Genomic DNA, 12555 nt, shown 5'->3' on the forward strand with positions numbered 1-12555 from the left:
CATTTACGTCTGCTTTTCTTACAAGACTTCCTCTTCTTCTTTGGGACAGAGTGCTTTTTTGATTTTTTTGCTTTCCGTTTACCTGTACTGACTGAGGAAATTTTGTGTTTCCTTTTGGATATACCGCTCACAAGAGAATCCCCCCTCCCTGTACACCACGTCAAATCCCCGCATTTTACAATAGTACACTCTATGCCCTGGACTAGCTTTGTGCGCCCCTATTCAATATACCTATAAAACCTTCACGATTAGTGATCAATCAATTACTTTTCTCTAAAAAATATATTTCCCTCTACTCCCCCTGCAACTCCTTAATCGTCAACGCAATTCCTTCTTCAAAAGATGTTGCCACAACCGGGCCAATCCGTTCCTCATACTTATGTCTACTCAAGATCAGGGGTTCCTCGGTCAGATATAACATTTCTACAATTTCTTTCATAACGGGTACACCTAGTCCAATCAACGACAACCCTATTTTTCCTAACGCTATCACAGGTTTGCTTCTTCCCGCAGCCTTCTGTGCCAATCGCACGATGTCATGACCCGAGATGATCCCCGATCCAGGAATGTTCCAATTCTGTCCATACGTCATCTCTTTGCTAGCCAGCTCCACCACCATGACTGCAGCATCCGGTAAATAGATGTACTCTCTGGGTACCTTCATATTTCCGATAAAAAAAGCCATCTTACTTTTTGCTATCGCTTCAAGGGTTGAACCCAGATAGGAAGCTTGATTAGCCGATGGGCCATAATAGTCTGGCAAGCGAACAATCATCACCTGAGCTCTGCTCCATCTTGTGCTGAATAACATCTGTTCATAAGCAAGTCGTGTCTTGCCTTTTCGGGTATGTGGCTGCTTCGGATGTTCTTCCGTTACCTCGCTCATTTGTCTTCTACCATAAGGGTAGATTCCGTCTATTACAACCACGTTCAGACCCAAGTATTCTGCCGCCGCCATTACGGATTCGCCCAGCGGAATTAGCCTGCTTTCCATCTCGTTATACGGGACATTCGCACAATGAAACATGACATCCGTTTCTAGGGAAGCAGCGATAATATCATCCGACCGAAATGCATCTCCCACAGCGATTTGCAGGTGATCTGGAGATCCCAACTTTACCGCAAGTTGCTCCAGTTTTTGACGGGATCGCCCAAATGCAATTGTAAAAATACCCCGTCTAATCAATTCTTCCGTAATTGCTGCACCTGTTCCACCTGTGGCTCCAATCACAATAGCTCTTTTCATCATACATCGACCTCTTTCATCCATTTAGTTATTGATCAATTACTTACCTAAAAAACAATATAAACCATATTTAGTGATTGATCAATAACTAAAATTCAAAAAGGGATTTTTCCTCCCTTTCTATCGCTCCTTCAGCTCCGGCATATCCAGTGCATTAGATACATTACACAACATCCCGATTGCCAGAAAAATCATGGTTCTTTTTAGCGGTTCAGCAATTCCTGCAACGGTGAAAGCTTCCAGTACCATGCTGCGTACATCACTGATGCCTTTTTGCATGGCCTTACGAATGACTTCCTCCCTGATCGTTTGCGCCTGCATCTGAAGCAAGATTTCGCTCTTGTGCGATTCCAGAATCTTATCGTAGGCTTCAATTAGATCATGTTCCAACTGATCTGGCGTCGCCGTCTCAACCACAATTCGAAACGAATCAATCACCCGTGTCCATGAGACCTCAATTGCAGTTAATAATAAAGCTTCTTTTGTTTTGAAAAAACGAAATATATACGGCTGTGAGATCTGTGCCCGTTCAGCCACCTGGGCTGTAGTCGCACGATAATAGCCAATTTCCGCGAAGACGTCAATTGCTGCAGAGATAATATCATTTCGCCGGTTAACCGACGCTGCTGTATCTTTAGCCATGATAATTCGTCCTCCAATAGTTAGTGATTAATTGATCAATAGCTTGTAGTATAACGAATACTATCCATCAATGCAAAGGTATCGTGACCCTGTACAAAGCCAACAAACCCGCAGACGCTGGCTCAAGCCGCTGCAGGTTGTGTAGCTTGTTGATCCTAGATTCTACCCACTGGAAACCGAAGAGAACATGGATTGTCTAAAACAGATTCGTACCATGCGGTACAAGAGTGTCTGTTCACTGCTGGAGAAGTTTGCGCAATCGGGATTCCGAATCCAGCTTCGGACAACTATTACAATATGCATGTGCGTGACTGCCGCTCTCAACCTGATATGCCAAACAACAATATCGGCGTATCAGGAACGGCGGTCCCTGCCACTTGGGGTGATCAACGCGATGCAGATCGAAGGCAAATGTAAATGCATTTTCATTTTGTTCGTCAAGCCATATGCTTTGATCTTCCTTGATCTGTTCAAGCCGTTGATCCGTCTTCCATATGCTCTGATCATTGATCATTCGTTCATACAATTGTTGCACATTATGGGCAACTAGAGACCACATCACCTTATCGCTCGCTCCTGTACTAACGGCTACTGCTCGCAGAACAGGTTCCAGATGCAATAGCATTCTCTTCTTAAGCAAGCCGCTCTCTGATCTGCGCTGAACAGGATCTCCACCCTCCAGAAAGGAGCTCTTCAGCCGAGTCTCATATCGCATGCCACCTGCTCCATTCAATTCAAACCGCACATCATCGTCTGCAATGCTAAGTATAGTATCGTATAGACTGAATGCTGAGATTACGGACATAACAAATACGGAGTAACGCTTAGCAAAAAGTGTACCGACGGCCACACTTCCTTTTCCTCCCAGTTGAAGCCCTTGCTGCATAGCCTGTTCACGTAATATCAAGTTTCGTTTCTCTTCATCCAGCAGCTCCTTCACACGGAAAGGATACTTGGAATCATCGCAGTCCACTTGGATCGTCGTCACAAAAAATTGCTGTAACGCTTCCGACATCTCTGAATAATCATGTCTTAGATAACGTCTCATCTATTAATCATGTCTTCAACTTCGTTGATAATCTCGCTTCGCCCAATTGCTCCCCAGCCCTTAAACAACCAGAACGAATCTGTCGTATAGACCTGATCTGCACCAACAGCCGGTACTCCCTTCCAGAGTGAGCTTGCATTGATGTTGTTTAAATACTCATCGGCATTCGGGTCAATCTCCAGAACTACGAAATCAGCATCCACATCTGCAATTTTCTCCATGGATAAGTCCTCACGTTGTTCGGCAGGTGTCACAATCGTTGGCACAAATCCAAGATCATCATATAAAAGTGTGTTGGTTGGATGTCCTTTTGCTGCGTATATTTGCAAGGTCTTCTCTCTTACACGCAGATAAGCCAACTTTTTTTGATCCAGTTGTTCGATCTTCGCTTTTAGTTGCTTCGCCTGCTGCTCTACCTCGGCTATCTTTTCTTTTGCCAGATCCACTTTGTTGTACATCCCGGCAATGGTCAACAGATCCTGTGTCCAATAGGTTGTATCATCAGCATAATCCAGCCATTCGGTACCAAGTACAATCGTCGGAGCGATTTTCTCCAACTGATCATACGTATTCTCCGCAGTTCGACTCTCAATAACGATGACATCCGGATCAATCTGAAGGATAGCCTCCAGGTTAGGACTGTCTGCCGATCCTACCGTTGGAACGCCGGCAAGCTGATCTGCAAAATAAGGCAAATAATCTCCTCCGTAACGAGCTTCTACATTAACTCCTGCTGGTTTCTCACCAATCGTCAACATGTGATCGATGTAAGCAGCAGATAATACCACCATTCGCTCTATTTTTTGCGGTACAACCGCTGTTCCTTTAAGATGCTCAATCGTTTGCGTACCACTCTCTTCCACAGGTGTATCCTGTTGCGGAGGCGTTGCTTCCGTTACTTCTGATGCCTTGCTACATGCCGTCAGGACGAGCACAAGCAGGGCCAACAGTATCATCGTTGCTGCTCTCTGTCTTACCATTTGTAGTAAATCCCCTCTACTATTTAATAATAATAATCATTATCACTATAGTAGGGAAAAGCATACAGGCTTACCATGGATTATTCCACTCTCTTCTCTTGCACAATATCACCGTAACGTAACCCCAAGTTGCTCTGCCACATATCGCATCGCCCACATGCGTCCGGTGGGACCCAGCGTTTTGAAGAAAATATCTCCTGCATTATATACATGGCCTTCTTGAACAGCCTTTAATGCCAACCAAGCACTGGATTGCTGTAATTGCCTCAGTTGAGCACTTGCCTCTCCTGTGGGATCGACCATTACAAACACATGATCCGCGTCGTATAACTGCAAATTGCAAACTTTACTCTCTACAGCCCACTGTTGTTCCGGAAAATCACGAGGCAAATAAAATCCCAGATCATTATACAATAAGGCCCCTGTCTGGTTGTTCAATCCATACATTCGGTAGAAATGAGAAGTCACCCGGATGAACATGGCACTCTGTTTCCCCCACCTCGATTGAATGCGTCCTCGAAGAACCCGGCTCAGTTCAGCATGTTGTTCAATCCACTGTACAGCCTGTTTGGTGCGACCCATAATGTCCGCCATATACAGAAGCCTCTCGCCAAAATGGTTGGTGTGCTCCAGCATGGCGGTAGGCGCGATACGATGCAGGGAGTCATTTGGCTCCAAACGATCACTTGTAATGATCAGGTCCGGTTGGACTCGCCTCAAATCATCATAGTTCTGATTGAAGCTATCCAGAATAAGTCCCTGATGACTGTGCGCTTGAAGCGCAGGTATGGCAATATGACGAGCCACCCTCTGACCATAGGATAAAGCGGACACTGGCCTCAAACCAAGTGTTATCACATAATCGTCCAACCCGTAATATAAGGTGGCAATGCGATTCACTTTATTTTTCATATACAACGTTGGGGCGATTCCTTCGTTTTTCTTGAAGACTCTGCTGAAATAGTGCTCGTCCTTATAACCCACTTGCTCCGCAATTTCCTTGATTTTATCTGAAGAAAATAACAGCTGCTTGGCCTTTGCCATACGTAGTTTCAGTATATATTCAATCGGGGTCATATTTAATTGTCGTTTGAATGTTCTTATAAAATGGTTCACACTAAGCCCTGCCATGCGGGCCATCTGATCAATTCGAATGTCTTGCATATACTGATGCGTCATATATTCAAGTGCCAAATCCATCCCTGCTACAGGGGGTGTCGCTTCATTCACGTGCATCATTAGCTGAATCAACAACTGATGCAAAAGATGTTTCCTGCGCGTCTTTTCCAGACTCGTAAACGAGTGTTTTCCACTCACAAGGGTATCCATCATCTCCTGAATAACACGTGTATTGGAAGGAACATTAAGTTTGCCCGTCACAGGAAAATCAACTGCATCGCTATGCCAAGCATTCCGGCTCCGGGTAAGTGTAACACAGGAAAACAAAATGATCTGATATCGGACAGGTGCTTCCATATCCGTCTGAAACTCCACATGCATTCCTGGCTTCAACAAAAACCACTCGTCTTGAGATACCGTATGTACAATGTTATCCATAGACAAAGATCCCTTGCCAACGATGACCCTGCAAATGGCGAACCTTTTCCAGATCCGACGCTGTACAGCCCCCGGATTGCTAGAGTAATGGCAGACGTGGACAGCAGAGAAATGTAGTTGCTCCAGTTGTTTGATCCAATCATTTTCCTCCATGCTCACGTCCCCTCCCTGTTTGGATCGAACCTTGTAATCGTCAGATTAAACCACGAGCTCAGTTAACTCATCCCCTATGTATCCAAAGGAGCCCTAAGCATAACCTGACCTTCTTGCACCGCCAGAAGCTGTTTCCATCCTCAATTCCTTTATTATAGATAGATTGATAACAATTCTCAATAAAATAAATAATCAATATTAACTTATCCATCTGGACACCCTATACGGACTGTAATGTATACGTAGCGGGAAAATAGCGCCAGCATCAGTAACATTTTCTAAGCTGTTGCAAAATCATAAACGGCATGATATATTAATTGAGCCATCAATGATTGACGCATCAAATATTGATACATCAATGATCGAGAGCATCCAAATAATCATTAGGCAATGGCATTGTATACTGCAACATTAATCATTGGTTAACATACGCCGTTGTTCATGATTCAGATTCACCCGGGAGGTCTAGTCATGACACGTATTGTTTCCAAAGAAGAACAAATCATCAATCTGCTGAACGTGTTGGGCAACAAAATCAGTCCCAAGTTCGAACGCTGTACGGGTATCAGTTCCTCTCGCTTTGAAATTCTGCATGAGCTGGATCAGGTCGATGAGATTAACCAATCCATGCTGCAGAAAATCATTAACATTGATAGTGCTGCGATAACACGCCACTTAAAACAGCTTGAGGCGGACCTGATGGTTACAAGACGTAAGAACCCCGATGATAATCGGGTCACTTTTGTTCGTCTGACGGATCACGGTCGGAAGCAGATTGAAGGCTACAAAGCTGAGAAGACTAATTTTATCAACCAGATTTTACAGGATTTCAGTGAAGACGAAGTTCAGTCACTCGCCGATTTCCTGGAACGTATGCACAACAATTTCTAAACCCATATATAGAGGAGAGATCCATTCATGAGTACAATTCAAAGCAAATTCCAAAAAACCAATGATTTCAACGAAATTACCTACGGTCGCCGTTCTGTTAAGCTTTACGATCCTGAAGTGAAAATCAGCCGTGAAGAAATGACTGAAATTCTGTCAGAAGCTTCCCGTGCACCATCTTCGATCAATTTACAGCCTTGGCGTTTTCTGGTTGTAGATACAGCTGAAGGCAAAAAAAAGCTTGCGCCTCTTGCAAGATTCAATCAAAATCAGGTTTTGACTTCTGCCGCTGTTATTGGCGTATTCATTGATATGAACAACGTTGAATACATGGATGAGATTTTTGGTAAAGCTGTAGAACTTGGTTACATGCCACAAGACATTAAGGATATGCAGCTCAAAACCGTAATGCCTTATTACGAAAAAATGGCTGCTTCCGATCTTCGCGACGTTAACCTGATCGATGCTGGCCTTGCATCCATGCAATTGATGCTTGCTGCACGTGCTCATGGTTATGACACCAACCCAATCGGTGGTTATGAGAAAGATCAAATTGCAGAAGCATTTGGCATGGACAAAGAGCGTTATCAACCAGTTATGTTGATCTCGATCGGTAAATCGGCCAAAGAAGGTCATCCTTCTTACCGTCTGCCTGTAGAAACCATCACAACTTGGGCATAATAACAGGGAGTGTATCCCTGTAAGTCATGATTATATTGTTCCAATAGGTTTATATTACTAACAAATCTCAAACACACTATCAAACACACTATGGAGGTTAACTATTATGATTATCATTCATGCACACCTGCAAATTCAAGCGGCTCAAGAACAAGCTTTTCTGGCTGCAGCTAAAGAACTGATCACGGCTACACGTCAAGAAGAAGGTAACATTAGCTATGATCTGGCAAAAAGCACAGAACACGAACAACAATACACCATGATCGAGCTGTGGAAAGATGAGGCTGCTACAGCTGCCCATAACACAAGCTCACATTTCCAGGCTTTTGTTCAACAAGCAGCAGCTTTTATGGCCGCTCCAATGAACGTGGAAGTATTTGCTGGAGAAAAAGTTAACGTTTAATTGCCCAATAACTGCCATGCGTATCTAACATGTGAAAAAGCTGCTCTTGGTCATATGACCGAGGGCAGCTTTTTCATTCCTTAAAAGTAAGTTCACTTCAGATTCACAGTTACTTTGTGGCCTCGTGTATCTCATAAGGACTGTTTGCAATAGGTGGCTAATTGTGCGACGTTAGGTTCCGTTCCAACTCAAAAAGGACACACTGCCAATTAGTTCTCATGTTTGACCGTAATCACGACATTTCCCCTCTTTCGTCCTGTTTCCACATAACGATAAGCTTCCTGAATTTGCTCCAAGGCATAACGTCTGTCAATCACCGCTCGCATCTCACCAGCCTCCATCAACTCTTTAAGAAGTATCAGATCCTTTGCAGTGACCCTTGCGATGCCTTGCCCCTCAACAGTGACATATGTGCCGTTAGGTGCCAAGAGGTGCCGACACTGACCTTTGGAGACTTTGCCGACTGCATCCAATATCAGATCATACCGCTGACTTGTTTTTGTAAAGTCTTCCTTCATATAATCTATAACATGCTCGGCACCAAGTGACTTCGCGAACTCCACATTCGTTGTACTGCATACCCCCGTCACTTCTGCTCCAAAATATTTCGCAAGCTGTACAGCAGCAGTTCCTACGGCTCCCGAAGCTCCATAGATGAGCACTTTCATTCCCCGTTTAATGTTTCCTTTGCGCAGAAAATATAAGGCCGTAGTTCCACCAAAGGGAATCGCTGCTGCTTCCTCATACGTTGCGTTGAAGGGTTTCAGAGCGACTGGATCCTCTTCGGAGAGACATATATATTGAGCATGGGCACCAAAAGACAATCCATTGATGGCATACACCTGATCACCTAACTTAAATTGCTTTACTTCCTTGCCAATCGCCGTAACTTCTCCTGCCAACTCTACGCCCAGGACCGAATTTCGAGGTTTTCGGAATCCCAAAAATAGACGCATCGGCACCCAGTACAGAAACGGAACATTGGAACCACGAACTCTGCAGTCCCCGGATGTTACAGTTGTTGCGTGTATTTTAATCTGAATCTCATGATCTTTGGGTGATGGCTTCGCTATGTCTTTAAGCTGCAACACATCGGGTGATCCATACTTTGTACATATGATAGCTCTCATATCTTTCCCTCCACATATTCCTGTTTGCCAACAGTATATCGGGAAAGTGGGTTCGGCCCCTAGATACTAAAGTATCGTTCGTGAATAACAAGTTACAGGAGCTTCCATTCACGCGCTTTTGCCACTGCTTCGGTTCGTCGCTTCACCTGCATTTTGTCAAAAATAATCCGGTTGTGTCCTTTCACGGTAGGCAGTGCAATATGAAGTATCTCACTAATCTCCCGATTAGACCTCCCTTGTGCAATGAGATGTAATACCTCCAGCTCGCGCGCACTTAACGGGTCAATCGGTAATTTGGAAACGCAAGGATGTATGTTGGACTCTTCCACAACAATTTCCCTTCTAATATTCTCAGCTTCATCAAATGCAGCCAGTAATTGAAGCAGATATAAACGTGAGTCACCGCGTGCTGTTATCCTCTTCAAAAGGCTGTGCACAACAACACCTTCGTCTACAAATACACGAATGAAGCCTGCTGGCTCTGCCATCGTCATGGCCTCAGTCAGGAACTCAATAGCTTGTGTTCTAGTTCCATGTTCCTCATGGATAACCGCCAGAAGGATTGTTGCCTTGAGCTGTTCATCCTTGAAGCCTTTGGTTATGGCCAAGCGAAGACAGGATTCCATAATACCAAGTGCCTCCAAGGTGTTCCCCTGCCTCAGCAATACTCTGGCCTGACTAAGCGCATGATTTCTGTCCCATGATAATCGCATTGCTTTTTTCAAATCGCCCTGACGAAGGAGCGCAAGAACGTATGCAGCAGTAATATCAGGGAGTTCCTTTGTAAAATTTAACCGTTGGGCCGTTTCGTTGATTCTATCTAACATGATATCGGCTTTATGAAGATCCGCCTTCGCAAGTGTCACTCGGGCGAGCCATAACTCACTTGCAACAACCCTGTCCGTTTGGACAAATTGATGTGCCAACTGCACACTGTGTTGAGCGTGCAACATCGCCACATCAAGGTTATTCCATTCATAATGAACTCGCGCCAGACCCAAATGGGCTTCACAAGCAATGGGTAGCGGTGGCTTACCTGCCATATTCAGCACCTGCTGATAAGATTCAGCCGCTAAGTGTAGCTGGTTGTTGGATTCCTGTATATTCCCCACGCCCAGTGTCGCCATCATCGTGATGATATGATGTCCGATCTGGGTACTGTTCGCTAATGATTCCAGGTAGGACAGTTCAGCTTCTGCACGTTTCCTCTGGAGTTGGTATGCATATCCTAATGTCCAGGCTGTTGCTGCACGAATAGGAAGATTATGGGGATGCAAATGTTGCAGTGCGTGAAGCGACTCCGCAATAATCGTATCCGCATCATGCCGGCTGACAGCCAGCGTGGCTCGGATGGAAGCGATATGTCCGATCAGATCAGAATCGATCTGATCGGGGCCCATATCTTGTAGCGCTTGTTCAGCAGATTGCAACTTGGGTTCCACGTCTATCATATGGCCTGACACCAGTAACGCAGCGGCATACATCACCCATAGTGATGGGATTGAATCCAATTCCGCTGATGATAGAGAACCCAACCATTGAAGAGCAGGAACAACACCCCCGCGAAAAAGAAGTGGCATCCCCTTTCCTTCCAACAGATTCGATGCCCGATAAGTATCTGCCGCAGCTACAGCATGATTGAAAGCCTCCAGTTCCATTTGATGCTTCTCAAACCAGATGCTCGCTCGCTTATGTATTTCAGTAACAGACAGAACAGTCTCAGCTTTGCCAGCGTAACTAGAAGTCTGGTGTACTCTTTTACGTAATAAATCTGCAAACAGATGATGGTAACGATACCATCGCCTCTCATTATCCAGGGGAATGATGAAAAGATTGGCTTGCTCCAGCCACTCCAACATGTCCTGTCCGATAAAATCAACGGATTGATGTTCCTTTGGTTCACCTATATCAAAGATCGCATCACACAACGAACCGCATAATCGATCCAACATGCACGTTTTCAACAAAAAGTTCTGTACCTGTTCGGTTAGCCCTTGTAATATTTCTTCCATTAGATAGTCCAGTACAAATGGGTCCGTGCCACTGAACGTTTCCATAAAGTGATTTGGATCAGAAAAACCCTGCATGGATAAGGCAGCTAACTGCAACCCCGCAACCCAGCCTTCTGTTCGTTCTTCAAGGAGAGCAATGTTTTCTTTTGAAAGTTTCAATCTCATGACCCGATCCAAAAACTCACTGATTTCGGGAGAATTAAAACGCAAATCACTGCCACGTAATTCAATCAATTCTCCCTTTGCCCGCAGTCGAGCCAAAGGTAACTTGGGTTGCTGACGCGTAATCATAACGAGATGCATATGCGGGGGTATGTGCCTCAGTAAGTAGACAAGTGCTTGATTGATAACTTCTGAAGTCATGAGATGATAATCATCCAGAACAAGCACAAAATGATCGGATACATCAGAAATTTCATTCAGGAGATATGTAATTACAGTCTCAACGGGCGGCGGCTCCGAAGATTGAACAAATCCTACGATGCCTTCTGCAAGTTTGGGGAAAATCGTCTGTAACGAAGCACATAGATATGTCAAAAAACGCGAAAGATCGTTATCCGCTTCTTCCAGCGAGAGCCAAGCCGTAGGTATTAAAGAAGACTTAACCCATTGATTGACTAGTAGGGTTTTGCCTGATCCGGCAGGAGCAGAGACCAGTATTAGTTTGGCGTACATTCCCTTGTCCAAACGGACAATCAGGCGTGGACGATCGACTACATGAGAGCGATGAACTGGAATGGATAATTTCGTGGATAAGATCGGTGCATACATGAGCCATACCTCCATTCAAGGGTCACCAACAGCAACTGTATTGTTTCAAATATCGTTTTGGCATCTATACTACCATAAAAATCAAAAAGACACGCCATAAAAGACGTGTCTTTACTGTTATTAGTATGAGTACTTAGATGAATTCAACTTCTGATTAACACAAGTTGCTGATAAAAATAAATGGCTCTGCCTTTACGCTCTACGAGCCGGCGTGATGCTTTGAGGATTGTTAAACACATTTTTCGGATCATACTTGGCTTTGACTCTCCGCAGTCTCGCATAGTTGGCTCCATAGTACACCGGACCGGAATTTTTGATTCCTTGGTCTGGAACGTTGATATAGGAACCGACAATGTATGGTTGCAATTTCTTGCGAGTGTTACGAGCGAGTGCAATATTTTTAGCGGCATGGGATGGTTTGATCCACGTACTGGTCCATTCCACATAGAACTTCTCTTTCCGCCAGAAAAACGCGGTTGATCTAGGCGATTTGCGACTTACTGCTCCGCCCCAGTTGAGGAAATAGAAACCGCCTGGTCCCTCTTCCAAGTTCTCCAAAAATGCGCGCATCGATTTGATGGCTTTATCGGGAAATGGTTTTTGTCCAAAACCGGATGAGAACTGGTTACTGTACCTTTGCGTTTCAATCGGATCAGGAAGCAATAAAAACTTCACAACTTCTGTGTAAGGTAACAATCGAACAATGGAACTTGACGGTGTGCCAACACTCGTAATCGGCTGTAATAGACGGAGTGCCTCTGTTTTTGACCCTAGGAACAGCCCCTCCATGACGACATTGCCACCCTTTTTGGGTCCGATGGATAACTCGCTGCCCAATCTTGTATCAACAGAGGGAGCCCACCTCTGCCATACTTTGAGCACCTTTTCGAATTGAGCCCATGGCCAGGTGATTTTAAATACAGTCGCCTTCGCTGGAGCACGGCGCACTTTGAATTTGTAGCGGGTATATACTCCGAAGTTACCACCGCCGCCTCCCCGCGAGGCCCAAAAGAGATCTGCATTATGATTTTTATTAGCCCGAAG

General features: G+C 44.7%; 11 protein-coding genes. 3 read left to right on the forward strand and 8 right to left on the reverse strand.

Features of this window, described 5'->3' with window-relative positions; genetic code table 11:
* Positions 1-292 precede the first annotated feature (292 nt).
* The 5 genes from FE296_RS05095 to FE296_RS05115 form a co-directional block, all read right to left on the reverse strand.
* Positions 293-1246: an NAD-dependent epimerase/dehydratase family protein gene (locus FE296_RS05095; RefSeq protein WP_150364403.1), complete on the reverse strand. Its 954-nt coding sequence runs from the start codon at positions 1244-1246 to the stop codon at positions 293-295.
* Positions 1247-1366: 120 nt separating this feature from the next.
* The gene (locus FE296_RS05100; protein ID WP_124113894.1) at positions 1367-1888 is read right to left on the reverse strand and encodes a TetR/AcrR family transcriptional regulator; all 522 of its coding nucleotides are present in this window, start codon (positions 1886-1888) and stop codon (positions 1367-1369) included.
* A gap of 235 nt (positions 1889-2123) precedes the next feature.
* Positions 2124-2936, reverse strand: a complete 813-nt coding sequence (locus tag FE296_RS05105; RefSeq protein ID WP_124113893.1) for a hypothetical protein — start codon at positions 2934-2936, stop codon at positions 2124-2126.
* On the reverse strand, positions 2933-3916 hold the full coding sequence (locus FE296_RS05110) for an ABC transporter substrate-binding protein (protein ID WP_150364398.1): 984 nt from the start codon (positions 3914-3916) through the stop codon (positions 2933-2935). The genes FE296_RS05105 and FE296_RS05110 overlap by 4 nt, the downstream gene beginning before the upstream one ends.
* A gap of 108 nt (positions 3917-4024) precedes the next feature.
* Entirely contained in the window at positions 4025-5626 is a 1602-nt protein-coding gene (locus FE296_RS05115; protein WP_150364399.1) for an AraC family transcriptional regulator, read from the reverse strand.
* Positions 5627-6097: 471 nt separating this feature from the next.
* On the opposite strand from FE296_RS05115, the gene FE296_RS05120 reads away from it, so the two are divergent.
* From FE296_RS05120 to FE296_RS05130, 3 genes are all read left to right on the forward strand, one after another.
* The gene (locus FE296_RS05120; RefSeq protein ID WP_017689456.1) at positions 6098-6517 is read left to right on the forward strand and encodes a MarR family winged helix-turn-helix transcriptional regulator; all 420 of its coding nucleotides are present in this window, start codon (positions 6098-6100) and stop codon (positions 6515-6517) included.
* Between the two features lie 27 nt (positions 6518-6544).
* On the forward strand, positions 6545-7195 hold the full coding sequence (locus FE296_RS05125) for a nitroreductase family protein (RefSeq protein WP_150364400.1): 651 nt from the start codon (positions 6545-6547) through the stop codon (positions 7193-7195).
* Between the two features lie 106 nt (positions 7196-7301).
* The gene (locus FE296_RS05130; protein WP_124113890.1) at positions 7302-7598 is read left to right on the forward strand and encodes a putative quinol monooxygenase; all 297 of its coding nucleotides are present in this window, start codon (positions 7302-7304) and stop codon (positions 7596-7598) included.
* A gap of 209 nt (positions 7599-7807) precedes the next feature.
* On the opposite strand, the gene FE296_RS05135 is transcribed toward FE296_RS05130, so the two are convergent.
* From FE296_RS05135 to FE296_RS05145, 3 genes are all read right to left on the reverse strand, one after another.
* On the reverse strand, positions 7808-8728 hold the full coding sequence (locus FE296_RS05135; RefSeq protein ID WP_124113889.1) for an NAD(P)-dependent alcohol dehydrogenase: 921 nt from the start codon (positions 8726-8728) through the stop codon (positions 7808-7810).
* 92 nt (positions 8729-8820) lie between these two features.
* Positions 8821-11511 carry a winged helix-turn-helix domain-containing protein gene (locus tag FE296_RS05140; RefSeq protein ID WP_150364401.1) on the reverse strand — a complete coding sequence of 897 codons (2691 nt, stop codon included), beginning with the start codon at positions 11509-11511 and terminating at the stop codon, positions 8821-8823.
* Between the two features lie 192 nt (positions 11512-11703).
* A partial coding sequence (locus tag FE296_RS05145; protein ID WP_190945032.1) for a BBE domain-containing protein occupies positions 11704-12555 on the reverse strand: 852 nt, incomplete at its 5' end.

It is taken from the genome of Paenibacillus sp. UASWS1643 (assembly GCF_008693195.1).
GTDB lineage: Bacteria > Bacillota > Bacilli > Paenibacillales > Paenibacillaceae > Paenibacillus > Paenibacillus amylolyticus_B.

Excerpts from the sequence above, each read along its gene's own strand:
- FE296_RS05105 (WP_124113893.1), bottom strand. The coding sequence starts at position 2,936 with ATGAGACGTTATCTAAGACATGATTATTCAGAGATGTCGGAAGCGTTA.
- FE296_RS05140 (WP_150364401.1), bottom strand. The coding sequence starts at position 11,511 with ATGTATGCACCGATCTTATCCACGAAATTATCCATTCCAGTTCATCGC.
- FE296_RS05120 (WP_017689456.1), top strand. The coding sequence starts at position 6,098 with ATGACACGTATTGTTTCCAAAGAAGAACAAATCATCAATCTGCTGAAC.
- FE296_RS05125 (WP_150364400.1), top strand. The coding sequence starts at position 6,545 with ATGAGTACAATTCAAAGCAAATTCCAAAAAACCAATGATTTCAACGAA.
- FE296_RS05115 (WP_150364399.1), bottom strand. The coding sequence starts at position 5,626 with ATGGAGGAAAATGATTGGATCAAACAACTGGAGCAACTACATTTCTCT.
- FE296_RS05100 (WP_124113894.1), bottom strand. The coding sequence starts at position 1,888 with ATGGCTAAAGATACAGCAGCGTCGGTTAACCGGCGAAATGATATTATC.
- FE296_RS05130 (WP_124113890.1), top strand. The coding sequence starts at position 7,302 with ATGATTATCATTCATGCACACCTGCAAATTCAAGCGGCTCAAGAACAA.
- FE296_RS05095 (WP_150364403.1), bottom strand. The coding sequence starts at position 1,246 with ATGAAAAGAGCTATTGTGATTGGAGCCACAGGTGGAACAGGTGCAGCA.
- FE296_RS05135 (WP_124113889.1), bottom strand. The coding sequence starts at position 8,728 with ATGAGAGCTATCATATGTACAAAGTATGGATCACCCGATGTGTTGCAG.
- FE296_RS05110 (WP_150364398.1), bottom strand. The coding sequence starts at position 3,916 with ATGGTAAGACAGAGAGCAGCAACGATGATACTGTTGGCCCTGCTTGTG.